The following is a 22,974-nucleotide window of genomic DNA, read 5'->3' as shown; positions in this document are numbered from 1 at the left end:
ACTCTATCATAACATTTTCTCATATTCCTTACCAATATATATGTTTTGCTCATACTCGATAATAGGACGCTTAATACAACTTGGATTTTCCAATACAATTTTTTCAAGTTCTTTTTCATTTAAATTTTTAACTTTTTCTTTGTTTAAACCAAGTTTTTTAGAAGTTAATCCAGCAGTATTGATAAGTTCTTCAAAAGATTTTTGTTTTAACCATGTGTATAAAATATCTTGATTAATCTTTTTAATATCCATAAAATCAAACACAATGCCTTTTTGTGTTAAAGCATCCATAGCTTTTTTTACAGAATTGCAATTTTTAATACCATAAAGTTTCATTTTCTAGCCTTTTTTACCAAATCTGCGATTAAAAAAGCAAGTTCTAATGCTTGATCCGCATTAAGTCTTGGATCGCATTGAGTCTCATAACGATCTTCCAAGCTTTGAGCAGTAACATTGCTTGCACCACCTGTACATTCTGTTACATCTTTCCCAGTCATTTCAAGATGCACCCCACCTGGATAAACTCCTTCGCTTATTGCAATCTCAAAAAAAGATCTCACTTCTTGCATGATTTTATCAAACTCACGTGTTTTAAAATTACCTGCTTTTACTGTATTTCCATGCATAGGATCTATGCTGTATACTAAATTTAAACCTTCACTTTTAAGTTTAGAGAAAATTTTTGGCAAATTATTGATAATTTTATCTGCACCCATGCGGATAATAATATTTAATCTTCCTTCTTCATTATTTGGATTTAAAACATTTGCTAAAGCTATGATATCATCTGCACTTGCACTAGGTCCTATTTTAACCCCTAAAGGATTTTTTACTCCTCTTAAAAAATGTACATGAGCTTCATCAAGCGCCCTTGTTCTTTCACCTATCCAAAGCATATGAGCTGAACAATCGTAAATTTCCCCACTTAAACTATCCATCCTAGTTAAAGCTTCTTCATAAGGCAAAAGCAAAGCTTCATGTGAAGTATAAACACTAACTTCTCTTAGACTCGGCGTATTACTTGTATTAATTCCACAAGCTTCCATAAAAGCTAAAGCTTGTGAAATTTTTTCACTGATATCAGTATATTGCTTATGGAGTTCACTCTTTTTTAAAAAGCCCAAATTCCAACGATGTACTTCATGCAAATCTGCTAAACCACCCTTAGCAAATCCACGCAACAAATTTAGCGTTGTTGCACTTTGATAATAAGCTTCAAGCATTCTATGTGGATCAGGAATGCGTGCTTGTTCGCTAAATTCAAAACCATTAATAATATCACCACGATAACTAGGAAGACTTATACCATTTAACTCTTCAAAATCACTACTTCTTGGCTTGGCAAACTGCCCTGCAATACGACCAATTTTTACAACAGGACATCCACCGGCAAATGTAAGCACTATAGCCATTTGAAGTAAAATTTTAAACATATCACGGATATTTACAGCGCCAAAATTTTCAAAGCTTTCAGCACAATCTCCACCTTGAAGTAAAAAAGCTTCTTTTTTACAAACTCTTGCTAAAGACTTTTGAAGATTTCTCACTTCTCCAGCAAAAACCAAAGGAGGAAGCTTCTCAAGTCTTGCTAAAACTCTATTCATTTCCTCTTGATCTGGATAGATAGGTTGCTGTTTTATAGGATAGTTTTTCCAAGAATTCTTAGTCCACATGGTTTTTTCTTTCGTTTTATTTATCAGCTTCCTCTATAAGTTGAATAACCAAAAGGAGAAAGGGTTATTGGAACATGATAATGTTTTTGATCTTTAGAAAGCTCAAAACTTACCTCTACAAAAGGATAAAAAGTATTTATTTTGTGTGATGTGTAATAGTCTTTTGTGAAAAATTTAAGCTTATAAATTCCAAAAGCCCTATTTTCAGCTTTTTCATATGGTAATAAATCTCCTATTCTACCATTTTCTTCGGTAAATTCTTCACTTACTTTTTTCCACTGTTGATTTGCTTCCAACTTATAAAGCTCAACTTTTACTTTAGGAGCAGGTTGTCCAGAAGTAATATCCAAGACATGAGTACTTAATTGATATTCAGTAGCACTCAAAAACATTGGCACGCTTGCTAGTATTAATAAAGTTTTTTTAATAGAAAACATTTTCTCTCCTTGTATAATATTTACAAGGAATATTATACAAGAGTATTATTAATAATTAAAATCAAATAATAAAAATTATAAATTAATTATAATTATTTAATTGTTAGGCTTATAATAAAAAATAATTATAAATTATTTTTTAAGCTCTTTAATACGCGCTGCTTTACCGCGTCTATCTCTTAAGTAGAATAATCTTGCACGGCGTACACGACCACGACGCAAAACAGTAATACTTTCTAAACTTTCACTATAAATAGGGAAAATTCTCTCAACGCCAACATTATTAGCACCCATTTTACGCACGATAAAAGTTTCACTTACGCCATTACCTCTTCTAGCAATACAAATACCCTCAAAATTTTGGATTCTTGTTTTATCCCCTTCTTTGATGCGAATTGCAAGCTTTAAAGTATCACCAGCACGAAAATCTGGAACATTTTTACCTTCAATTTGTTTTGCTTCAAATTGTTCTATATATTTATTTTTCATAAAAAATCCCTTATTTTTTGCGTTCATGCTCTAAAAATAAATCTGGACGAAAAAATTTCGTTTTGCAAGACGCCAAAGTAGTTTTTAAACTTGCAATTCTAGCGTGATTACCCTTTAAAAACTCTGAAGGAGTATAAAATTTTTTATTTTTTTTCTCAAAAATAAAAGGTTTTGAAAAAGCAGGCGCTTCGAGTAAATTATTTTCAAAGCTTTCTTCTTCCAAACTTTCCATATTTCCTAAAACCCCGTTAACATTTCTTAAAATCGCATCACACATTACAAGCGCAGGTAATTCTCCTCCTGTTAAAATAAAATCCCCTATGCTAAAAACTTCATTCGCAAAAATTTCAAGCACTCTTTCATCTATACCTTCATAACGCCCGCATACAAAAACTATATGTTCTTTTTTACTTAAGCGTTTGGCGTCTTTTTGATTAAAGGTTTTACCACTTGGATTTAAAAAAATAAAATAGGGATTTTCTTTTTTTTCTTGAATACTTCTTAACACCTCATACATAGGTTCAGCTTGCATCAAAAGTCCAGCTCCGCCACCTATTTTATAATCATCGACTTTATGATAGGAATTTTTAGAAAAATCTCTTGGATTATAAAAATTAAGTTTGAAAAGTTTTTTTTCTTTTGCTCTTGCAAGTATAGAATCTTGAAAGTAAAATTCCATAAGATTAGGGAACAAAGAAACGAAGCTAAATTTCATGAATTTTCTAAAATTAAAAAAGCATCTTGCGTGCAAAAAATCTGTCGTTTTTCTATATCTATATTTTTAACAAATTTATCTAAATATGGAATAAAAAATATTTTAGGATATTTTTTTTCAACCCATTTTTCATCACTTTGAATTTCAAATAAATAAGAAGCTCCAGTTTCCAAGATATCAATCACTTTACCTAATCTTTTATCTTCTTCAAAAACTTCACACTCTAAAATATCAAAATAAAAAAACTCATCTTTTTTTAATTTACAAGTTTGTCTGCTTTTCTCGATACTCTGAAAAAGAATAAGATTAATTAATTCTTTGGCCTTTTCTATATCTTCATAATTTTCAAATAAAACAGTAGAATTGCTTGCATTATAATGCTTAATCTTTAACATTTCTTTGGTGTTTTTTATAAAAAAAGTAGCATCTTTTTTAAATTGAGAAGAAAAGTCGCTCAGGTTATGCAATTTTACATAACCCTTAAGACCCACAGTTTTACCAAGTTTTGCAACTTGAACAAAATCTTTTTCACTCAAGTGCTTTTACCGTTACTCTATAAGAACTTGCATCCTTGCTCTTATAAGCAGAGATTACGGTTTTTATAGCATTGATCATTTTTCCATTTTTACCTATAAGCTTACCTGTATCAACCTTATGTGCAAAAAGAACAATCTCAAAAAAATTTTCACTTAATTCAATTTTTTGAGTATCAATCTGTTCAGGATAATCTGCAATTAATTTTGCGTATTCTCTAAGAAAATTCTCTACCATGATTATTTGCTAGTGATAGAAGCAACTTTATCGCTAAGTTTTGCACCAACACTTTTCCAATAAGCTAAACGCTCTGCATCAACTTTAATTACCTCAGGTTCTACCATAGGATTATAATACCCAATACTTTCTATCCAACCACCATCACGACGTTTTCTACTGTCTGTAACTACAATACGATAAAATGGTCTTTTAGTTCTACCCATTCTTGTAAGTCTAATAACTGTCATTTATACTCCTTAAAAATTAAAAATTTTATTTATAGATACTATAAAAAGTATTTATAAATAAAATTTAAAATTGCCTTCTAGCTTGACTCATCATCTGTGTTAAACTTTCCATTCCTTTTTTACCTGAAAATCTTTTTGCAAGCTTTGCTGCATTGCTAAATTGTTTTAAAAAACGATTGACTTCTACCTGAGAAAGACCTGCTCCCTCTGCTATACGACGCTTTCTAGCATTATTTAATAAATCAGGATTTTCTCTTTCTTTTGGAGTCATTGAAGAAATCATTGCTTTAATGCGTATGATTTCTTTAGAATTATCCAAATCTATATCTTTTACCGCATTTGCCATTCCGCCAAGTCCTGGTATCATGCCGATTAAAGACTTCATGCTTCCTAATTTTTTAATACTTTCCATTTGATTAAGAAAATCATTAAAATTAAATTCACCTTTTTTAATTTTTTGATTGAGTTTTTTAGCCTCTTTTTCATCAATAATCGCAGCAGTTTTTTCAGCTAAAGTTGCCAAATCACCCTCACCCATAATACGACTTACTATACGATCTGGTATAAAAACTTCTAAATCTGCTACTTTTTCACCCACACCAATAAATCTTAAAGGAATACCGATTTGTTTTGCTATACCTAAGGCTACTCCACCTTTAGCATCTGCATCAAATTTTGATAAAATTACCCCGCTGATACCTAAAACTTCATTAAAACTAGCCGCAGTCTTAACCCCATCTTGACCACTCATTGCATCAGCAACATAGAAAATCTCATCAGGATTTAAAACATCCTTAACTGCTTTTAATTCATTCATCAAAGCCTCATCTATAGCCAAACGTCCAGCAGTATCCACAAGCAAAACATCCACCATAGAACTTTCAGCCTTTTTTAAAGCCTCTTTAGCAACCCTAATAGGATCTTTTTCATTTTCTATGAAGAAAAGTTCAATTTCATTAGCTTCACAAAGTTGTCTTAGCTGCTCCACTGCCGCTAAACGCTGTAAATCACAAGCTGCAACTAAAACTTTTTTATTGCGTAATTTTAAATAATTTGCAAGTTTGATAGTGCTTGTAGTCTTACCGCCCCCTTGTAAACCTGCCATTAGAACTACTGTTGGGGGCTTAGAAGCAAAAACAAAACCTTGATTTTTGCCATTGACACTTAAAATATTTTCTAAATTTACTTTAATAGCATTTAAAAATTGTTTTTGACCTATTCCGTTTTGCTTTACATCTTCTTCTATCAAAGTCAAAAGCTCTTTAGTTACCTTATGGTGAACATCTGCTTTTAAAAGAGCTTTTTTTAAGGTTTCTAAAGCGTTCTTAAGTGCTTTTTCATCATCAACAAAACGTAATTTATTAATCGCTGATTTAAAAGATTCGCTAACTAACTCAAACACTTTATCACCTTTCTATAAAATTTTTAAATTAAACCTTGCATTATACAAAATTTTTTCTTAAATGGCTTTAAAAATCTAAATTTTTTATCTCAAAGCCAACTTTTGCAAAACTATTATCTAGCTCAGCCTTAAAATAATAATCAAAAATTTTAATTTCATAACTATGTAAATACATTCTATCGCTTGAAATTTTAGCATATTTTTCATCACCTACAACGCCATGTTTTATAAATTTAGCATGCACTCTGATTTGATGAGTTCTACCTGTTTGAATGACTATTTTTGCTAAGGTTTTTTTTGACTGCATCATAATAGGAGTAATGATGCTTAAGGCACTTAAACCATCTTTTGAAACTTTACTTAACGCCCCGCCTTTTGCTTTTATGGTAAAAATAGGCTCATTCACTTCAACCTCTTCAGCCAAAACCCCATCTAAAACCGCAATATAACTTTTATAAACTCTATGTTTTTTAAATTCTTCTATACAAAGCTTTCTAAAATCTTCATCTTTGCAAAGCAAAATCACACCGCTTGTTTCTTTGTCTAAACGATTTAAAAGCTTGGCATTAAATTTTCTCTCCAAATCTTCACTCACATAAGCATAAGGTTTATTAATAGCAATAATCTTATCATCTTCAAAAATAATTTGAGGATTTTTAGCTTTTATCACATTAAATCTTGCCTTATCGCTCATCAAAGCTCTAGCAACCACAACTTTTTTTCCATGTGAAAAAACACAACCCTTATCAATCAAATCTTTAGCTTCACGATTTGAAATTTTTTCTTGCAAAGCTAAGAGTTTATAAGCTTTTTCTTGCATCAATTCCCTTTTGTATAGTTTGTATGATAAGATCTAAATTTTCTTTTTTGGAAATTTTAGCTTTTAAATTTAAATAATGAATTTTATCATTTAAATCTTTTAAATTTTCGCAAAAATATACATTTTCTACTTCTTCAAATAAAGCCTTCTGATTATGAATAAATTTCCCACTGATTAATACATTGTCAAAATATGCCACTTCTATAGGATTGTGTCCTCCTATGCCTTCTATGAAAGAACCTCCAAGCACAACAACATCAGAAATTGCATAAAAATTTACAAGCTCTCCTAAAACATCTAAAAGCAAAATTTTTTTAGAAAATTTCTTATTTTCATCTTTTAAAGAACTAAATTTTTCAAATTCTAAACCTTTGTTTAAAAGTAAATTTTCAACTTCTTTAAAACGCTCAGGGTGTCGTGGGGCGATAATGAGTTTTTCATTTTCTTCTAGTTTAAAATGATCAATCAAAAGCTCTTCTTCATCTTTATGAGTACTAGCAAAAATGATAAGTTTTTCCTTAGGTTTGGTATAAATTTTATTATTTTTAATTTCTAAATTTGCCTTAATATTTTTAAAAATTTTAACATTTTTAGCTCCCAAACTTTCAAGTCTTACTTTATCTAATTCACTTTGAGCAAAAACTTCATCAATATAAGAAAAAATTTTTTTATAAAAAAAAGAAAATCTTTGATAAGAATGATAAGATTTATCAGATATTCTCGCATTAAGCAAAATAATCTTAGCCTTATAAATACGTGCCATAAAAACAAGCATAAGCCAATATTCTGCTTCAAAAATTACCAAAACCTTACAAGGCTTAAACCAAAAAGGCAAAAAATTTTCAAAAGCAAGATAATTTACCTTTTTACAAAATTCTTTTGCACACTCAAAACCTGTTTGAGTAATAGTAGTTATTCTTGAATCAAATTTCAAAACCAAAGTTTTAATACTTCTTACCTCCCCATAAGAACAAGCATGAAAATGTACATCAGCTTTTTCTTGATGTAAATTTTCATAAAGAAAAAATCGGGATTTTAAACTAGTTTTGTATTTGGATTTTAAAAAAGAAAGCAAAAGAATAAAGACGGCACAAAATAAAAATGCCGCCCAAGTTAAAAAATAATAAAAAAAGATCAATTTTGTTCTTCTTGCTCTTTATAAAGAATTCTTCCACAATGAGGGCAAGTTACAATCTCTTCATCTTTTACAACAGACAAATAAGTCTTATCGTAAATTTTCATAAAACATCCATAGCATGCTTGTTTTTTAACAGGAACTACAGCAGTATTTTTCGCCCATTTGCGAATTTTCTCATAAAAACTTAAAACTTTTTGATTCATCTCGCCCACAAGTTTGGTTTTTTTATCATAAACACTCATTCTATCTTTTTCAAGAACTTCCATTTCAGATTTAATGCTTACTCTAATCTCATTAATATTTTGCTCTTGTTTGATTTTTTCTTCTTCAAGTTCTTTTTTATAAGTTTCTTTATTCTCTAAAATTTTATCTAGTCTTACAATTTCATCATTTGCAGCGTCTAATTGCTCTTTTGCAATATCTTCTTCAATTTTTAAAGCATTAGCTTCTTTTTCTGTTTTTACTGCACCACTTTTTTTAGAAAGCTCTTTAATTTTTGCTGAAAACTCGGAAATATGAGTATTATTTTGCACTTTTTGATTTTCTATATCTTTAATTTCTTCATCGATTTTTTCTAAATCTGTGTTGATTTTTCCTATTTTTAACTCAGCATCTTTTAAAGTCTTATTAATACTGTCTATTTTTGGTTCATAACTATCAATTTCTTGATCTATTTTTGATAAAAGCACTAATTGTTCGAGATATTTATTCATTTATTTTCCTTAAAAATATTGAAATGGATTTTTTGAAACTGTTATTATAACTTGTAGCGGCAAATTTTTCAAGTCTTTTGCTAAACATTGAGAAAAATATCTCTCACTTTCAAAATGACCTAAATCAATAAGACTGATTTGATTACTAAGCGCCTCTAAAGCTTGATGATATTTAAAATCTCCACTTAAAAAACAATCCGCATCTACTTTAGAAATTAAATCCCCGCCACTTCCAGTACATATAGCAATACGCTTAATGTCTTTTTTACCACAATCACTTACACGTAAAATTTGTAAATTTAACTTTTTTTTCACCCAGTCACACAAAGCTTCAAAAGACATAGAATTTTCTACATAAATCAAAAATTCATCTTTAAAAGAAATTTTAAAACCTAAAATTTCTTCCGCAAAATAAGTATTTAAATGACTTAAATCGTAATTTGTATGCATGCTGATTAAAGAAATATTTTTACAAATCATTTCTTTAATAAAAGCCCTAGGATAAGCCTTATCATACAAATTTTTTAAACCTTTAAATATCAAAGGATGGTGTGTGATAATTAAAGAATTTTCACTCGCTTCTTTAATGATATTTTCATCAATATCTAAGCTTAAATAAACAGTTGAAATTTCACTATCCCTATCTCCAAGCAAAATTCCACTATTATCCCATGATTCTTGGATATTAAAGGGACTTAATTGATCTAAAAAATTATAAATTTCACTCAGCTTCATTTAAATTTTTCTTATAAATTTCAGCACAATTTTTTGAAAGCTCACGAATTTTTAACATATAATCTTGTCTTTGTGCTACAGAAATTACTCCTCTTGCATCTAAAAGATTAAAAGTATGTGCAGCAAGCATACAATAATCATAAGCAGGTAAAGCTAGTCCTTGTTCTAAAATATTTTTACATTCTTTGTAAGAATTTTCAAACTGCTCATTTAAGATCTTAACATCACTTACTTCAAAATTGTATTTACTAAATTCATATTCACTTTGCTTATGCACATCTGCGTATTTAATTTTTTCTCCATTAAATTCACTCCAAACTATATCATAAACATTATCAACATTTTGAAGATACATGGCTATTCTTTCAAGGCCATAGGTAATTTCAGCACTTACTAAATCTACTGCTATACCGCCAACTTGCTGAAAATAAGTAAATTGAGTGACTTCCATACCATTAAGCCATACTTCCCAGCCTAAACCCCAAGCACCCAAACTTGGACTCTCCCAATTATCTTCAACAAAACGAATATCATGACTTTTTAAATCAAAACCCAAATTTTCAAGACTTTTAAGATATAATTCTTGGATATTATCAGGACTAGGTTTAATCAAAACTTGAAATTGATAATAAGCACCTAAGCGATTAGGATTTTCACCATAACGTCCATCAGTAGGCCTTCTACTTGGAGCCACATAAGCAGCTGCCCAAGGTTTTTTTCCTAAACTTCTTAAAAAAGTTGCTGGATGAAAGGTTCCTGCACCTGCTGGCATATCATAAGGTTGCATAATCGCACAACCTTGCTCTTGCCAATAATTTTGTAAATTAAGTATCATTTGTGAAAAAGTCATTGTATCTCTCTTTATTGTTCCATATTTTCAATAGGTTTTTCTAAATTTTTATTCATTTCCAAATCAGGCTCTGTCTTAGCTCCAAAAATTTCTGCGGTTTTACTCCACATTAATTTATATTTACGCTTGAGAAATTCTATCTCTTCACGCGCATGTTTTAACTCATTATTTAAAGTTTCTATAGTTTTTCTATCTTCATCATAAAGTTCTTGCATAGAATAAAGGGCATCTTTTAAAAATTTATTCTCATTTTTTAATGCTTCAAGTGTTTCATCTTTAGCATCTAAAACTTTTTCATGCAAATTTAAAATAGTTCCTATTGTTTTTTCAACAAAACTTTCTCCTGCTAAAGTCATTGAATTTACCATTGCAGTTTGAGATTTTGCAGAACTAGGCACTACACTAAAAGTACCTTGATGAGCTTCGATGTAAATTTTACCCTCTTCTTCTTTAAAATTTAAAGCCCCATTGGCCATCATACCCTTAACCACATCTTCATTTAAATGCACAAGCTTACAAAATTCTTCAAGTTCAAGATAGGTTTGCATTTTTATCCCTTATAATAAAACTTCTACTTCTTTTGAATCAGATACAAGTTTTTTTTCTTTTTCAAGACGATCTTCTTTAAGCTTTTGTGCTAAATCAACATCATAAATAGCTAAAATTTGCATAGCCAAATAAGCAGCATTGATTGCTCCAGCCTTACCAATAGCTAAAGTTCCTACAGGAATTCCACTAGGCATTTGCACCGTAGAAAACAAAGAATCCATACTTGCAAGATTGCTTCCTGACATAGGCACTCCCAAAACAGGTTTTGTTGTATAAGCTGCAACAGTTCCAGCTAAATGCGCTGCCATTCCAGCTGCTGCTATAAAAACTTTCGCACCTTTTTCTTCAGCATTTGCAATATACTCTTTTGTTCTTTTTGGACTACGATGAGCTGATGAGATAATAAGTTCATACTTTACCCCAAAACTTTCTAAAGTTTTAGCAGCCTCTTTCATAGTCTCATAATCACTCTTGCTTCCCATTAAAATAGAAACAAAATTCATCTATATTTCCTTTCTTAAAAAACTTAATGCACTGATTTTATTTGGTAATTGGATTTCATGTTCATTGCCACTATGAATTTCGCTAAATTCTTTATTGTTTTTAGCAATGAGTTTTTTAAACTCTATAAAATATCTATCCTCTTTTTGATAAATTTTACCTAGTTCATTATCGCAAGTTTGAATCACATCGCCTAAAGGAGCTAAAATTTCATAAGGCGTGTTTAAAACGATTTTCCCTTTACATTTAAAAAAGCTTCCATCTTCGCTTATAGCATGCACTTGATGAGAACCTTCTTCTATGCTTGTATTATGATTTTGCGTGTCGGTTTTTTCTAAAGGACGCGAAACAAGATAGCCATCTGTAAAACCACGATTCTTAAGCGTAGCAATCTCTTTTTCATACTTACTTGACTCAAATTTACCCTCTAAAGCATCTTGTATGGCCATTTTATAAGTCCTTGTTGTAAGCGCAACATAATATTCGCTTTTAGTACGCCCTTCTATTTTAAAAGCACTGATACAATTTTCTTGCATGATTTTTTCTATATAAGAACAAAGATTTAAATCCTTAGAATTAAACACATGAGTACCATTTTCATCTTCTTCTAAACGAAATAAAGTACCATTTTCTGGATTTTTAGCATAAAGCTCATAATTAAATCTGCAATCATTTGCACAAGATCCACGATTGCTCATTCTTCCACTTTGCACAGAGCTTATTAAACAACGCCCTGAATAAGCAAAACACATAGAACCATGCACAAAAGCTTCAAGTTCAATATCGCAATTTTCCTTTAAAGCTTTAGCGTCTTTAAGCCCTAATTCTCTGGCAATTACAACCCTTTTAGCACCCATATCCTTATAAACTTGAGCATCTAAATAATTTAAAATATTTGCCTGAGTAGAAACATGTAAAGAAATTTCAGGTGCAAGTTCTTTAACAAGACGCATAGCTCCAACAGAAGCTACAATAAAAGCATCGGGTTTCATCTCACGTAATTTTAAAATATGTCTTTTTAAACCTTCAATTTGAGAACTCAAATGAAAACCATTTAAAGTAACATAAATTTTCTTACCACGCTCATGAGTATATTTGATAGCTTCTTCAAAACTTTCATAATTAAATTCTCTTGCAGTACGTGATCTTAAAGAAAAATTATTCACACCCGCATAAACCGCATCTGCGCCATAAGCTAAAGCAATTTTTAATTTTGTGAAATTTCCTGCAGGAGCTACTATTTCAGGAATGATCATTTTTGCCCTAAACTTGCAATTAAAGCTTCTATATCATCATTACTTACAACATCAGCAGTACTATCACCTTCAATATGCACTGCAGAACTTACACGTTTTTTATCATCAATTTTACCTTCAAATAAAGAACTCATATAACGGCTTAAAGCACGCATTACATTAATAACACGTTCGATTTTTTGACGATGTATATCTTGATACTGCATTGCATCCATTGCCATCATCACTTCATCTTGTCCGCTTTGAAGATTTCCGACAATCTCCTTAGAACTTTTTTTAGCTTGATTGTTTAATTCTAAAGCTTCACTGAAACTTTCCACATTAGGAAATTTTTCATTAAGTTTAGAAAAAATATCAATATTTTTTTCTATTACTTTATTTATTTCTTTGAGTAAACTTTCAGAATCCGCAAAAAAATTATTAATACTTTCAAGCTTATCCATCATTTCCGTTGCTTTAAGCTCGCTATCTTTTGTAACATCATCTAACTGATGTACAACTTTATGCTCCTGATTTGGTGGGGGTGGTGGCCATACTACACTAGGATTAGGTTTGTAATCAGCTATTTTGACATCTTCTAACATCAAAGCATCTTCTTCGGTATTCGATTCTTCGGTTTTTACCTCTGCTTCTGTCTCTGAATCAAGATCAACATCACCATTCATCAAAGCATCAAGCTCTTCTTGAGTCATTTTTTTCCCTTTTTTAAATCTAGATTTTCAATAATTGCTCAAAATTATAATCAATTTTATCTAAAACAAAAATATAAATTTTTATTTTTTAATCTTTTTAAATTAAATTTTTAAATTTATTAAAAAAAATATATTAATTAAATCTTAATTAAAAATTTTATGATATAATTTTATAAATTTAATTACATAAAGGAGTAAAAATATGGGAAAATTTGTTAATAATATAGATGATTTTTTCAAATTTTGCAAACAAAATGAAGTGCTTTTTGTTGATTTTCGTTTTACAGATATGATAGGAACTTGGCATCATATTACCTATAATCTTCATGCAATCAATGAAGAAACATTTCAAACTGGCATTCCATTTGATGGAAGCTCAATCCATGGATGGCAACCTATAGAAAAATCAGATATGATTTTAAAACCTGATGCTCAAAGTGCTTTTTTAGATCCTTTTACGGCTGATCCTACTATCATAGTATTTTGTGATGTGTATGATATTTACAAAGGACAAATGTATGAAAAATGTCCAAGAAGCATAGCAAAAAAAGCAATGGAACACCTTAAAAATAGTGGCATAGCTGATACTGCTTACTTTGGACCAGAAAATGAATTCTTTGTTTTTGATAGTGTAAAAATAGTTGATACTACTCATTGTTCTAAGTATGAAGTTGATACCGAAGAAGGAGAGTGGAATGATGATAGAGAATTTACCGATAGCTACAATACTGGACACAGGCCAAGAAACAAAGGTGGATATTTTCCAGTTCAGCCAATTGATTCTTTAGTAGATATTCGTTCTGAAATGGTTCAAACCCTTGAAAAAGTAGGTCTTAAAACTTTTGTTCATCATCATGAAGTTGCACAAGGACAAGCTGAAATAGGAGTAAATTTTGGCACGCTTGTAGAAGCAGCTGACAATGTTCAAATTTATAAATATGTTGTAAAAATGGTAGCTCATTTAAATGGCAAAACTGCCACTTTTATGCCAAAACCTTTATACGGAGATAATGGCAATGGTATGCATGTTCATATGAGCTTATGGAAAGATGGAATAAATTTATTTTACGATAAAGATGGATACAGTGGACTTAGTCAAACTGCTATAAATTATATAGGTGGAATTTTAAAAAATGCTAGAAGTGTTGCAGCTTTTACAAATCCAAGTTCCAACTCTTACAAAAGAATAGTTCCTGGCTTTGAAGCTCCTTGTATTTTAACTTATTCTTGTCAAAACAGATCAGCAAGTTGTCGCGTTCCTTATGGCATAGGTAAAAATTCAGCTCGTATAGAAATTCGCTTCCCTGATAGCACTGCTAATCCTTATTTAGCTTTTGTTAGTCTTTTAATGGCAGGTCTTGATGGAATCAAAAATAAAACCATTCCTGTGGGTCCTATGGATGAAAATTTATTTGATCTTACTTTGGATGAAATACGTGAAAAAGGGATAGAGCAATTACCACATACTCTAAGAGGAAGTTTAGAAGCTTTAATCCGACATAATTCTTATTTAAAACCTGTAATGAGCGATATTTTTATCGATGACTATCAGCATTTAAAATTTGAAACACAAGTTTGGCCAGTAGAAGCTCGTCCAACTGCTTATGAATTTAAAACTTGCTACTCTTGCTAAAAATTTAATGGCGTTTAACACGCCATTAAACAAAAAAGAATTAAAAATTATTTATTTTATATCAACTATCGCTTAAGCTGATTTACAATTCCTAGCATATCATCACTTGTTGTAATTGCCTTAGAACCCGCTTCATAAGCTCTTTGTCCTGTGATAAGATCTGTCATTTCTTCAACAAGCTGAACATTACTAAGTTCTATAAATCCATGTCTTATTGTTCCAAGCCCATCTTGTCCTGCTATACCCGCAACAGGTGCACCACTTGCTCCTGTTTCGAGATAAAGATTATCACCCATAGAATGAAGACCCGCTGGATTTATAAACTGAACTAGCTCCACTTGGCCAATTTGAGTTTCTTGTTGCTCCCCTGGTAGCATTACAGAAACGGTTCCATCTGTAGCAACATTAATTGCTGTTGCGCCTTCAGGTATTGTCATTTCAGGTAAAAGTCTATAACCATCTGAATTTACAATATTACCTTCATTATCTTTTGTAAATTGCCCATTTCTAGTATATCCTATAGTGCCATCAGGAAGTTGTATTTGAAAAAACCCATTACCTGCAATAGCCATATCAAGACCATCGGTACTTGTTGATTTTAAATTTCCTTCAGTAAAAACTTTAGTTACCGCTGTTGGACGCACACCCACACCCACTTCTATACCCGAAGGAGAAAGAGTAGTAGCTGAAGTTGAAGTTCCTGCATACTTCATAACTTGATACATAAGATCAGCAAATTCTGCGCGACTTTTCTTAAAACCTGCTGTATTAACATTGGCGATGTTATTTGAAGTAACATCAATTTGCGTTTGCTGCGCTACCATTCCCGTAGCAGCAGTATGAAGTGATCTCATCATTTTTAATCCTTTTTTATTTTATTTTAAATTATTTAACAGCTGCAAGCTTATTGATAGCTTCTTGATTTAAGTCATCCATATGAGCTGTCATAACTTTTTGATACATTTCTACCATTCTGTTTGCTTCAATCAGTCCTACCATTTCAGTAACTGGATTAACATTTGATCCCTGAGAAAAACCTTGGCGAATGGCATTGGAGTTTTCCAAATCTCTAATACGGGTTAGATCATCTATTTTATAAACATTATCCCCATCTTTTTGCAAAGCTCTTATATCATCTACTTGCGCTACAAATAATCTTGCATTTTGAGCTCCATCAACTTCAATGCTTCCGTTTTTATCAATGCTAATTTGAACAGCACCATTAGGAATGCGTATGCCAGCATTCTGAGGATTATTAAAATAATCACTACTTAATACCTTGTATCCTTGCTTATTTACCAAATAACCCTCATCATCAAGTTGAAAATTTCCATCTTTGGTTAATCTTACTTCTCCATCTTTGGTTTGAACCAAATAAAAAGCATCTTCTCTAGTCATTGCCAAATCCAAAGGATTGTTTGTAGCCTTTAAAGAACCTAGGCTAAAATCCGTATATTCTTGAGAAACTTGTGGGATTCCATCTATTGTAGTATTTACAAAACGAGATGCATCTCTTGTGTGATTTTCTATAGGCAACTCATCCTGAGTTTCTTTAAAAATCCTTTTAAAATCTGCAATAACCACATCATCTCTTTTGTATCCACTTGTATTAATATTGGCAAGATTATTAGTAATCACATCAAGTTTATTAAACTGAGTTACCATTCCGCCAGTTGCTTGATAATATCCATTTTGCATATTTTCACCTATAAAATTAAGATTTTATAGCTATAAAAGCAAAGAGTGTTCCAACTTTTAAAAACAAAGAAAAATAAATATTTGAAAGATTATTAGGAGAGAATTTTAAACTATAAAAAGCAAGATTTGACTCAATCTTGCTTTAAAATCAATTTTAATCCATTTGACGACGCAAGAAAGTCGGTGTTTCAATTTGCGCCATTATCTCTTCATCGTAACCACCGCTTACCTTTTTAAGACTTAAATAAGGATTTTTCTTAGAAGCTTGAGCTTCTTCGGTAGATTTTTTAGCTACTGTATCTTTATCTTCAAATCCTGTCGCAATAATAGTCACTTCAACTCTATCTTCCATGCTATCATCTGTGGTAGAACCAAAAATAATCTTAGCATTTTCATCAACAATTTCTTGTATACTATTTGCTGCTGCTGAAATTTCAAACAAAGAGCAATTAGAACTTGTTTTAAAATGTAAAATAACTCCCTTGGCACCTTTAATATCCATTCCATCAAGCAAAGGAGATTCTATAGCGTTTGAAAGAGCCTCTTCTATAGCATTTTCACCACTAGCACTACCAACACCCATAAGTGCAAGTCCGCGATGACTCATGATGGTTCTTACATCTGCAAAGTCAACATTAATATCTCCATTATCAAGCAAGATAGACACCATACCTTTTACAGCACGAGCTAAAATATCATCAACCAATCTAAAAGCATCTTTAATGCCTGCTTTTTTATCAATAATGCTCAATAATTTTTCATTTTGAATTACAAGAATAGAATCACTTTCTTTTTTAAGCTCAAGGAGACCGCTTTCAGCAAGTTTTTTTCTTTGTTTTCCTTCGAATGCAAAAGGCATAGTTACAACAGAAACAGTTAAAGCTCCAATCTCTTTAGCTGCTTGTGCAATAACTGGAGTGGCACCCGTTCCAGTACCTCCACCAAAACCTGAAGCAATAAATACAATATCACTTTGACTAAGACTTGCTTTTATTTCTTCAAAACTTTCTCTAGCACTTTCTGCACCTACCTCAGGAAGCATACCAGCGCCTAAACCTTTAGTTTTTTTCTCGCCAAGTTGAATTTTAGTTTTTGCTAATGAAATTGAAATAGCTTGTGCATCAGTATTTGCTGCAATTAAATCAAGATCATTTAATCCCATTTTAACCATATGGTTGATCATATTACCACCACCGCCACCGCAGCCTATAACCTTAATTTTTGCACCTTTATTATGTTGCATTTCTTCTACTAAAAATTCACTCATAAAAATTTCTCCTTGTTAAAATTGATTCATAATTTTATGCCAGATATTTGAAAAAACGCTAGGTTTTTTTTCTTTTGGCTCTTTAAAATCTAATTGTTCTTGTATTGCAATTGTATCATTTTCTTGCAAATTTTCATCAAAAAAATCAGATTTTATTTCACTTTCTGCATCTTTTTGCAAAACAATATCTTGTTTAATTTGACGATTAAAATTTTCAATTTCCCCTTTATATCTTAATTTTTCATTAGAATCAAGTTCATAAGGCGTAAAATACCCCGCTCCATATAAACAAAGTCCTATAGCACAAGTATTTTCAGGATCATTAAAAATTTCACTAAAACCAGTAATCAAATCTTTTCTTGCAGTAGCTAGTCTAACTGAGCGATTATCAAATGTTGCAGGAGCTAGCTCATCAATACCTGCTAACTTAGTCATTCCACCTGTTAAAACAACTCCACCGCCTATAACATTGGCATAACGATTATCACTTAAGATTTTTGCCAAAATCATCAAAGTTTCTTCCGCTCTTGCATAAATTACGTTTGAAATAATATCCAAAGAAACTTCATTAACCTTTCTTTCATCACCCATTGAAGGAATTTGTATAAGGGTATTAGGCTGTTGTGAAAGAGCTGCATAATTAAGCTTGATTTTTTCTGCTTCTTTTAAAGGTGTATGCAATGCCATTGATAAATCTTGGGTGATATTAATCGAGCCAATTTGCAAACAATCATTATATCTAATTGAATTTCCAGTATGAACAACCATATCACAAATCGCTCCACCCATATCAATCAAAACAGCACCTAATTCCTTTTCGCTATCATCTAAACAAGCTATAGCTGAAGCATATCCTGAAAGAACTATATTATCCACTCTTAAATCAGCTAATTCAACTGCTTTCTTAAGATTTTTAATATGAGATTCTTGTGAAATCACTATATGGGTTGAAACTTCCAAACGATTGCCACTCATTCCCAAAGGATCATCAACATGTTCAAGATCATTAACCTTAAAATTATAAGGCAAAACATGGATAATTTCATAACCACTTGGTAGATTGGCAGTATGCTTAGCTGTACTTACAGCACGATGAATTTCTTTAATGCCTATTTCATGATTTGGAATATTAACAACACCTATGCTATCAACGCTTTTAGTATAAGCACCTGATATAGACACCACAACCTTATCATAATGAACTCCGCTCATCATCTCAGCACTTCTAACAGCTTCTTCAATAGATTTAGAAGCAAGCTCTATATTGGTAATGGCACCTTTTTTAACCCCGTTGGTTTTCGACTTGGAAAAACCAATAATTTTTAATCCATCTTCATCTTTTTGAGCAATAATGGCACAAGTCTGGGTTGAGCCTAAGTCAATTCCTAATATATTCAAAATCAATTCCCTTTATAATAAATTTTTATCGGATATATCTTTTTAAGTTCATCAACAAGTTCTTGCTTAAGCTCATTTGCTTTTAAATTTCGCAAATTTTGTTCAAGCATAGTTTTGTATTGTTCAAATTTATCGGAGTTCATATCTAATTTTTGTTTATTTATTTTATATAATATTGCTTTATTGTCATTAATGATCACATAAGAACTATTTTGATCAGTATTAAATACATTCATTAAAAAATAAGCAAATTCAGAATCATTTAATATCTTATCACTAAGCTTTACACTCTCGCGAGAACTATCTCGACTTACAAAGCCTATATCATCGCCTTTAAAATTTACTAAACTATTTTTAGCTTTTTCTTCTAAATTTTTTCTAGCTTGTTCGCTTAAATACATAGGTAAAACTTCTTCTCTAGCTTCTTCAAAAGTTTTATTTCTTATAGGATCTACTTTATTTAGTTTAACTATGATATATCCGTTATTATAAGGTGCCGGTCGTAAAACATCTCCATTTTTAGCTTTATTCAAAAGATCAATTGGATAATAAACATCAGATTCACTAATATTTTGATCTTTTTGAAAATTATCTTTCCCGTTTTTTAAATCTAAAAATTTAGCATTAGCCACATTCTTTAGTTGCATTAAGGCGTAATCTTTAGCAACTTCATTTTTAGCAGACTGAAAATCCATCACTTTACCTGCAAAATCTTTATATTTTAGTTTATTTTCATCTTGATTATAAAATTTTTCTAATTCTTTGTCGTCAATTTTCTCATTGCTAACTGGCAAAAAATAAGTTGAAATTTCATATATTTTTTTAGTTTTATAATCTTCTTTATGTTCATTCCAAAGCTTTTTTAAATCCTCTTCATTAATCTTAATATTTTTTTTGTCATAATCAATTTTTGCAATACTTAAAGCATCTTGCATGAAATAACTAGAAGCTAACATTTTTAATTCTTCATCTTTGCTAGGAATATTAAAAATTTGATTAAGTTTATCGGTAATTACTTCATTTGCAAGTTGTGTTTCATAATCTTTTGGAGTTAAATTATTGGCATTTAAAAGTTCATAATAAATTGTTTTGTTAAAATCCCCTGTAGGATCTTGAAATTCTCTAGTATTTGCAAGTTTTTGTAAAATTTCATTCTCGTTTACGCCAACACCCAAATCTTTAGCAAAATTTAACAAAAGCTTATCTTCAACAAGAGAGCTTAAAGCTATATTTTTAATGCCTAGTTGCTCAGCATTTTCTGGAGTTAAAGCACCATTGCTAATTTGATTATAATAACTTAAAATTTGTCTATATCTAGTATCAAATTCGCTAAAACCTATCTTTTCATTTCCTACGGTTGCAACACTCGAACTTCTATTGAGATTAAAATCATAAGCACCCCAACCTAAAAAGCCGGCGCCAACAAAAGCTATAGTACTAACCCATATAGTAACAACAAGATATTTTTTGTGATGTTGCATCCAAGTAAGCATATCATTCCTTGATTAAATTTAAACTAGATATTGTATCGTAGAAGTGTTTAAGTGGAGTTTAATTATAAAATTTTTACCAAAAAATATTTGTTCTTTAAATTTTATGATTTTTACAATGAAATTTAGTTATAATTATAATTTATAAAAATTTATTAGGATTGATTTTGGAAATTCCTCATATCCCAGTTTTGCTTAATGAAGTTCAAGAGATTTTTAAAAATCTTAAAACAGGTTATTTTTTAGACTGCACTTTAGGATTTGGCGGACATAGTGAAGCTTTGCTTAAAAATCATCCTGATCTTAAATTCATTGCTTGTGATCAAGATCAACAAGCTTTAGAATTTTCTAAAAAACGTCTTAAAGATTTTCACAATAGGATAACTTTTATACAAAGTAATTTTAGTGAAGTTTTAGAAAAAATTTCACATAAAGAAGAATTAAGAGGTATTTTAGCAGACATTGGAGTTTCTTCATTTCAACTCGATAATAACGAAAGAGGTTTTAGTGTAAATTCTGACTTTTTGGATATGAGAATGAATCAAAACTCCAAAATATCGGCTTATGAGATTATTAATACTTATACAAAAGAGCAATTAACTTCCATTTTTAAAGATTATGGAGAATTGCACGATGCACATTTTATTGCTGAAAAAATTTGCCTAGAAAGAAGTAAAAATCCAATCAAAAGCGCCAAGGAACTTTATCAAATCATAGGAAAAGGCAAACAAAATCATAGAAAAATTTCCAAAGCCACTTTAACATTTCAAGCCATTAGAATAGAAGTAAATCAAGAACTTAAAGTGCTTAAAGATTTTCTTAGGCATTTAGAAAATTTAAAACCAAAAAATTGCATTTTAGCAATCATTAGTTTTCATTCTTTGGAAGATAGAATAGTAAAAAATTTTTTCAAAAAATGGTCAAAAAACTGCATTTGTGATGAAAAAATAATGCGTTGCGAATGTGGAAATAACCATAGCCTAGGGCAAATAATAACCAAAAAAGCTATAAGCGCAAGCAAGGAAGAACTTTTAAAAAATTCTCGCTCTAGTTGTGCCAAAATGCGGGCTTTTTATTTCAATAATTTGGACAATAAATAATGTTAGAAGATGATTTTATAAAAGAACGCCAAAACATACGCCAAAAAATGCTGAAATTTTCTCGCGCCATAAATCAAGGCAAACCGCTTGATGATGATTTAAGAGATGAAATTTCTAGCGATGATATTTTAAGACGTCGTTTTAAAAAAAAGACTCCTAATAAATTCTTAGAAGAATTCGATGAAGAGTATGAGTCAAAACATACTAAAAAATCAAATATATATTTAAAAGAAGATCTGATCAATGTTAAATTAGAAGAAAAGCAATCTCTTGCTAAAAAAATTTTTTCCAAAATGAAAGAAAGGAAAAAAGAAGAAAATAAAAAAACTAAAAAAATTTTTTCATTTGGAAGAAAAAAAACAAACGAAATAAAAAATATTCAAACCAAACCAAAAATTCAAACAAAAAATGATCAAAATCCTATCCAAGATAAAAAAGAAAAAAAAGAATCTATAAAATCTATAGAAAAAATTCAAAAAACTGAACCTAAAATACAAAATTCCCAAACTATAGAAAAACGACCTGATATTAAAAAACAACCCGATATTAAACAAAGTTTGGAAAATTTACAAAAAAAAATAACACCACAAGAAAATAAACAAGAACTTCCAAAACCATCTAATCAAGCTCAAGAAAAACAACAAAATGATGAAGATGCTCAAAAGGCAAAAAATGTTTTACTAGAAGGCTTCTCTAATGCCACCAAAGAAGATAGAAACCTAAATTTCAATCATCTTCTTTTTGCGGCTTTGCTTGTTAGTTTTGCGTTATTTTTATTTGCTCCACAAATTTATATTAGAAATCAAATTTATTATCTTAGTAGAGAAATTGCTACATTAAGAACAGAAGAAAGTGTTTTAAACGAAGAAAATAAAGACTTAAAAAGAAGACTTGAAAATATGCGATTCCAAAATCAAATTTTAGATTATTTAGAATGAATAATCTTATCTAAAACATACTGCTCTAAATTTGCTTTTGGAATTTCTTCTTTTAAAGCTTCCTTATAAATTTCACCTGCCATTATAGAGTATTTTTCATAAGCAAAATAAGGGAAATGCAAAGCCCAAGCTTTTTGTATTATTTTTTTTGAGATTATTTTGCGAGTATAAACTTTAAAAATATCATATCCTATAAATACACAAGCAGTAACCATAACAGCGCTCACTATGCTTATATGAAAGTCAAGTTTTGTCAAAAAATAATGAGTAATTAAAAGCAATGGCAACAAAACCACAGCGCAAAAAACACCAAAATAAATATAAGAATTTAGAATTTTGAAATTAAAATTTAGCTTAGAAGGATCTACAAGCATACCGTCATTAAAAAGTGCATTTGCTTCTAATAAATCCTTCACTAAAACAGGTTGTTCTGATACTTTAAATAAAAAACGAAGGCTAAATTCTTTAAATTTTTTCAT

The 22,974-nt window shown here is 30.4% G+C and carries 27 protein-coding genes; 3 read left to right on the top strand and 24 right to left on the bottom strand.

Annotated features, from left to right (window positions below; genetic code table 11):
- Positions 1–6: 6 nt before the first annotated feature.
- The 18 genes from FBE93_RS04315 to FBE93_RS04230 all read right to left on the bottom strand — a co-directional run bounded on the left by FBE93_RS04315 (position 7) and on the right by FBE93_RS04230 (position 12,971).
- Positions 7–336, bottom strand: coding sequence for an ArsC/Spx/MgsR family protein (locus tag FBE93_RS04315; RefSeq protein ID WP_002854966.1), 330 nt, complete (start codon positions 334–336; stop codon positions 7–9).
- Positions 333–1,673, bottom strand: coding sequence for a 3-deoxy-7-phosphoheptulonate synthase class II (locus FBE93_RS04310; protein WP_002932966.1), 1,341 nt, complete (start codon positions 1,671–1,673; stop codon positions 333–335). The genes FBE93_RS04315 and FBE93_RS04310 overlap by 4 nt, the downstream gene beginning before the upstream one ends.
- 23 nt (positions 1,674–1,696) lie before the next feature.
- On the bottom strand, positions 1,697–2,110 hold the full coding sequence (uraH, locus tag FBE93_RS04305; RefSeq protein ID WP_002852246.1) for a hydroxyisourate hydrolase: 414 nt from the start codon (positions 2,108–2,110) through the stop codon (positions 1,697–1,699).
- Between the two features lie 132 nt (positions 2,111–2,242).
- On the bottom strand, positions 2,243–2,599 hold the full coding sequence (gene rplS, locus FBE93_RS04300; RefSeq protein WP_002854824.1) for a 50S ribosomal protein L19: 357 nt from the start codon (positions 2,597–2,599) through the stop codon (positions 2,243–2,245).
- Between the two features lie 10 nt (positions 2,600–2,609).
- Positions 2,610–3,314 carry a tRNA (guanosine(37)-N1)-methyltransferase TrmD gene (gene trmD / locus FBE93_RS04295; RefSeq protein ID WP_002868040.1) on the bottom strand — a complete coding sequence of 235 codons (705 nt, stop codon included), beginning with the start codon at positions 3,312–3,314 and terminating at the stop codon, positions 2,610–2,612.
- Positions 3,311–3,850 (bottom strand): ribosome maturation factor RimM, encoded by a 540-nt coding sequence (gene rimM, locus FBE93_RS04290; RefSeq protein ID WP_002855099.1) that lies wholly within the window; start codon positions 3,848–3,850, stop codon positions 3,311–3,313. Before rimM ends, trmD begins: the two co-directional genes overlap by 4 nt.
- The gene (locus tag FBE93_RS04285; RefSeq protein ID WP_002852144.1) at positions 3,843–4,085 is read right to left on the bottom strand and encodes a KH domain-containing protein; all 243 of its coding nucleotides are present in this window, start codon (positions 4,083–4,085) and stop codon (positions 3,843–3,845) included. Before FBE93_RS04285 ends, rimM begins: the two co-directional genes overlap by 8 nt.
- 2 nt (positions 4,086–4,087) lie before the next feature.
- Complete coding sequence (rpsP, locus tag FBE93_RS04280; protein WP_002852274.1) at positions 4,088–4,315, bottom strand: 30S ribosomal protein S16; 228 nt, start codon at positions 4,313–4,315, stop codon at positions 4,088–4,090.
- Positions 4,316–4,379: 64 nt separating this feature from the next.
- A complete protein-coding gene (gene ffh, locus FBE93_RS04275; protein ID WP_165434207.1) occupies positions 4,380–5,717 on the bottom strand; it encodes a signal recognition particle protein in 1,338 nt (445 codons plus the stop codon).
- Between the two features lie 67 nt (positions 5,718–5,784).
- Positions 5,785–6,537: an RluA family pseudouridine synthase gene (locus FBE93_RS04270; RefSeq protein ID WP_002932961.1), complete on the bottom strand. Its 753-nt coding sequence runs from the start codon at positions 6,535–6,537 to the stop codon at positions 5,785–5,787.
- Positions 6,518–7,675 (bottom strand): lipid IV(A) 3-deoxy-D-manno-octulosonic acid transferase, encoded by a 1,158-nt coding sequence (waaA, locus tag FBE93_RS04265; RefSeq protein WP_165434206.1) that lies wholly within the window; start codon positions 7,673–7,675, stop codon positions 6,518–6,520. Before waaA ends, FBE93_RS04270 begins: the two co-directional genes overlap by 20 nt.
- Positions 7,672–8,388, bottom strand: a complete 717-nt coding sequence (locus FBE93_RS04260; protein WP_165434205.1) for a zinc ribbon domain-containing protein — start codon at positions 8,386–8,388, stop codon at positions 7,672–7,674. Before FBE93_RS04260 ends, waaA begins: the two co-directional genes overlap by 4 nt.
- A gap of 9 nt (positions 8,389–8,397) precedes the next feature.
- A complete protein-coding gene (locus tag FBE93_RS04255) occupies positions 8,398–9,123 on the bottom strand; it encodes a Nif3-like dinuclear metal center hexameric protein (protein WP_002932958.1) in 726 nt (241 codons plus the stop codon).
- Entirely contained in the window at positions 9,110–9,973 is an 864-nt protein-coding gene (gene glyQ / locus FBE93_RS04250) for a glycine--tRNA ligase subunit alpha (RefSeq protein WP_002932955.1), read from the bottom strand. The genes FBE93_RS04255 and glyQ overlap by 14 nt, the downstream gene beginning before the upstream one ends.
- An 11-nt stretch (positions 9,974–9,984) precedes the next feature.
- Positions 9,985–10,521, bottom strand: coding sequence for a DUF3972 domain-containing protein (locus FBE93_RS04245; protein ID WP_002852251.1), 537 nt, complete (start codon positions 10,519–10,521; stop codon positions 9,985–9,987).
- Positions 10,522–10,530: 9 nt separating this feature from the next.
- Positions 10,531–11,025 carry a 5-(carboxyamino)imidazole ribonucleotide mutase gene (gene purE, locus FBE93_RS04240; protein WP_059110904.1) on the bottom strand — a complete coding sequence of 165 codons (495 nt, stop codon included), beginning with the start codon at positions 11,023–11,025 and terminating at the stop codon, positions 10,531–10,533.
- Complete coding sequence (locus tag FBE93_RS04235; RefSeq protein WP_002866546.1) at positions 11,026–12,279, bottom strand: peptidase U32 family protein; 1,254 nt, start codon at positions 12,277–12,279, stop codon at positions 11,026–11,028.
- Positions 12,276–12,971, bottom strand: a complete 696-nt coding sequence (locus FBE93_RS04230; protein ID WP_070306373.1) for a chemotaxis protein — start codon at positions 12,969–12,971, stop codon at positions 12,276–12,278. The genes FBE93_RS04235 and FBE93_RS04230 overlap by 4 nt, the downstream gene beginning before the upstream one ends.
- A 202-nt stretch (positions 12,972–13,173) precedes the next feature.
- Between FBE93_RS04230 and glnA the strand changes: the two genes are divergently transcribed.
- Entirely contained in the window at positions 13,174–14,604 is a 1,431-nt protein-coding gene (glnA, locus tag FBE93_RS04225; RefSeq protein WP_126265051.1) for a type I glutamate--ammonia ligase, read from the top strand.
- A gap of 65 nt (positions 14,605–14,669) precedes the next feature.
- On the opposite strand, the gene flgG is transcribed toward glnA, so the two are convergent.
- From flgG to FBE93_RS04200, 5 genes are all read right to left on the bottom strand, one after another.
- Complete coding sequence (flgG, locus tag FBE93_RS04220; protein ID WP_002852142.1) at positions 14,670–15,461, bottom strand: flagellar basal-body rod protein FlgG; 792 nt, start codon at positions 15,459–15,461, stop codon at positions 14,670–14,672.
- 28 nt (positions 15,462–15,489) lie between these two features.
- Positions 15,490–16,302, bottom strand: a complete 813-nt coding sequence (locus FBE93_RS04215) for a flagellar hook-basal body protein (protein WP_002933537.1) — start codon at positions 16,300–16,302, stop codon at positions 15,490–15,492.
- A 154-nt stretch (positions 16,303–16,456) separates the two neighbouring features.
- On the bottom strand, positions 16,457–17,569 hold the full coding sequence (gene ftsZ, locus FBE93_RS04210) for a cell division protein FtsZ (RefSeq protein ID WP_002852071.1): 1,113 nt from the start codon (positions 17,567–17,569) through the stop codon (positions 16,457–16,459).
- A gap of 15 nt (positions 17,570–17,584) precedes the next feature.
- Positions 17,585–18,973, bottom strand: a complete 1,389-nt coding sequence (gene ftsA / locus FBE93_RS04205) for a cell division protein FtsA (RefSeq protein ID WP_072225832.1) — start codon at positions 18,971–18,973, stop codon at positions 17,585–17,587.
- Positions 18,970–20,460, bottom strand: coding sequence for a peptidylprolyl isomerase (locus FBE93_RS04200; protein ID WP_059110903.1), 1,491 nt, complete (start codon positions 20,458–20,460; stop codon positions 18,970–18,972). The genes ftsA and FBE93_RS04200 overlap by 4 nt, the downstream gene beginning before the upstream one ends.
- A 158-nt stretch (positions 20,461–20,618) precedes the next feature.
- Here FBE93_RS04200 and rsmH point away from each other — a divergent pair, with 158 nt between their 5' ends.
- Both rsmH and FBE93_RS04190 read left to right on the top strand, forming a co-directional pair.
- Complete coding sequence (gene rsmH, locus FBE93_RS04195; protein WP_165434204.1) at positions 20,619–21,557, top strand: 16S rRNA (cytosine(1402)-N(4))-methyltransferase RsmH; 939 nt, start codon at positions 20,619–20,621, stop codon at positions 21,555–21,557.
- On the top strand, positions 21,557–22,495 hold the full coding sequence (locus tag FBE93_RS04190) for a hypothetical protein (RefSeq protein WP_002933528.1): 939 nt from the start codon (positions 21,557–21,559) through the stop codon (positions 22,493–22,495). The genes rsmH and FBE93_RS04190 overlap by 1 nt, the downstream gene beginning before the upstream one ends.
- On the opposite strand, the gene FBE93_RS04185 is transcribed toward FBE93_RS04190, so the two are convergent.
- The gene (locus tag FBE93_RS04185; protein ID WP_002855147.1) at positions 22,483–22,974 is read right to left on the bottom strand and encodes a hypothetical protein; all 492 of its coding nucleotides are present in this window, start codon (positions 22,972–22,974) and stop codon (positions 22,483–22,485) included. The genes FBE93_RS04190 and FBE93_RS04185 overlap by 13 nt on opposite strands.

Source organism: Campylobacter sp. CFSAN093229, from assembly GCF_011068225.1.
GTDB classification, from domain to species: domain Bacteria; phylum Campylobacterota; class Campylobacteria; order Campylobacterales; family Campylobacteraceae; genus Campylobacter_D; species Campylobacter_D jejuni.
Note: the sequence above shows the minus strand (reverse complement) of the source record. Positions and strands in the feature narration are given on the sequence as shown.

Coding starts and splice junctions, on each gene's coding strand:
- FBE93_RS04190 (WP_002933528.1), top strand. CDS start 21,557: ATGTTAGAAGATGATTTTATAAAAGAACGCCAAAACATACGCCAAAAA.
- trmD (WP_002868040.1), bottom strand. CDS start 3,314: ATGAAATTTAGCTTCGTTTCTTTGTTCCCTAATCTTATGGAATTTTAC.
- glyQ (WP_002932955.1), bottom strand. CDS start 9,973: ATGACTTTTTCACAAATGATACTTAATTTACAAAATTATTGGCAAGAG.
- FBE93_RS04315 (WP_002854966.1), bottom strand. CDS start 336: ATGAAACTTTATGGTATTAAAAATTGCAATTCTGTAAAAAAAGCTATG.
- FBE93_RS04215 (WP_002933537.1), bottom strand. CDS start 16,302: ATGCAAAATGGATATTATCAAGCAACTGGCGGAATGGTAACTCAGTTT.
- FBE93_RS04260 (WP_165434205.1), bottom strand. CDS start 8,388: ATGAATAAATATCTCGAACAATTAGTGCTTTTATCAAAAATAGATCAA.
- purE (WP_059110904.1), bottom strand. CDS start 11,025: ATGAATTTTGTTTCTATTTTAATGGGAAGCAAGAGTGATTATGAGACT.
- rplS (WP_002854824.1), bottom strand. CDS start 2,599: ATGAAAAATAAATATATAGAACAATTTGAAGCAAAACAAATTGAAGGT.
- FBE93_RS04235 (WP_002866546.1), bottom strand. CDS start 12,279: ATGATCATTCCTGAAATAGTAGCTCCTGCAGGAAATTTCACAAAATTA.
- FBE93_RS04185 (WP_002855147.1), bottom strand. CDS start 22,974: ATGAAAAAATTTAAAGAATTTAGCCTTCGTTTTTTATTTAAAGTATCA.
- FBE93_RS04285 (WP_002852144.1), bottom strand. CDS start 4,085: ATGGTAGAGAATTTTCTTAGAGAATACGCAAAATTAATTGCAGATTAT.
- FBE93_RS04310 (WP_002932966.1), bottom strand. CDS start 1,673: ATGTGGACTAAGAATTCTTGGAAAAACTATCCTATAAAACAGCAACCT.
- glnA (WP_126265051.1), top strand. CDS start 13,174: ATGGGAAAATTTGTTAATAATATAGATGATTTTTTCAAATTTTGCAAA.
- FBE93_RS04245 (WP_002852251.1), bottom strand. CDS start 10,521: ATGCAAACCTATCTTGAACTTGAAGAATTTTGTAAGCTTGTGCATTTA.
- ftsZ (WP_002852071.1), bottom strand. CDS start 17,569: ATGAGTGAATTTTTAGTAGAAGAAATGCAACATAATAAAGGTGCAAAA.
- FBE93_RS04255 (WP_002932958.1), bottom strand. CDS start 9,123: ATGAAGCTGAGTGAAATTTATAATTTTTTAGATCAATTAAGTCCCTTT.
- FBE93_RS04230 (WP_070306373.1), bottom strand. CDS start 12,971: ATGACTCAAGAAGAGCTTGATGCTTTGATGAATGGTGATGTTGATCTT.
- FBE93_RS04200 (WP_059110903.1), bottom strand. CDS start 20,460: ATGCTTACTTGGATGCAACATCACAAAAAATATCTTGTTGTTACTATA.
- rpsP (WP_002852274.1), bottom strand. CDS start 4,315: ATGACAGTTATTAGACTTACAAGAATGGGTAGAACTAAAAGACCATTT.
- flgG (WP_002852142.1), bottom strand. CDS start 15,461: ATGATGAGATCACTTCATACTGCTGCTACGGGAATGGTAGCGCAGCAA.
- FBE93_RS04270 (WP_002932961.1), bottom strand. CDS start 6,537: ATGCAAGAAAAAGCTTATAAACTCTTAGCTTTGCAAGAAAAAATTTCA.
- uraH (WP_002852246.1), bottom strand. CDS start 2,110: ATGTTTTCTATTAAAAAAACTTTATTAATACTAGCAAGCGTGCCAATG.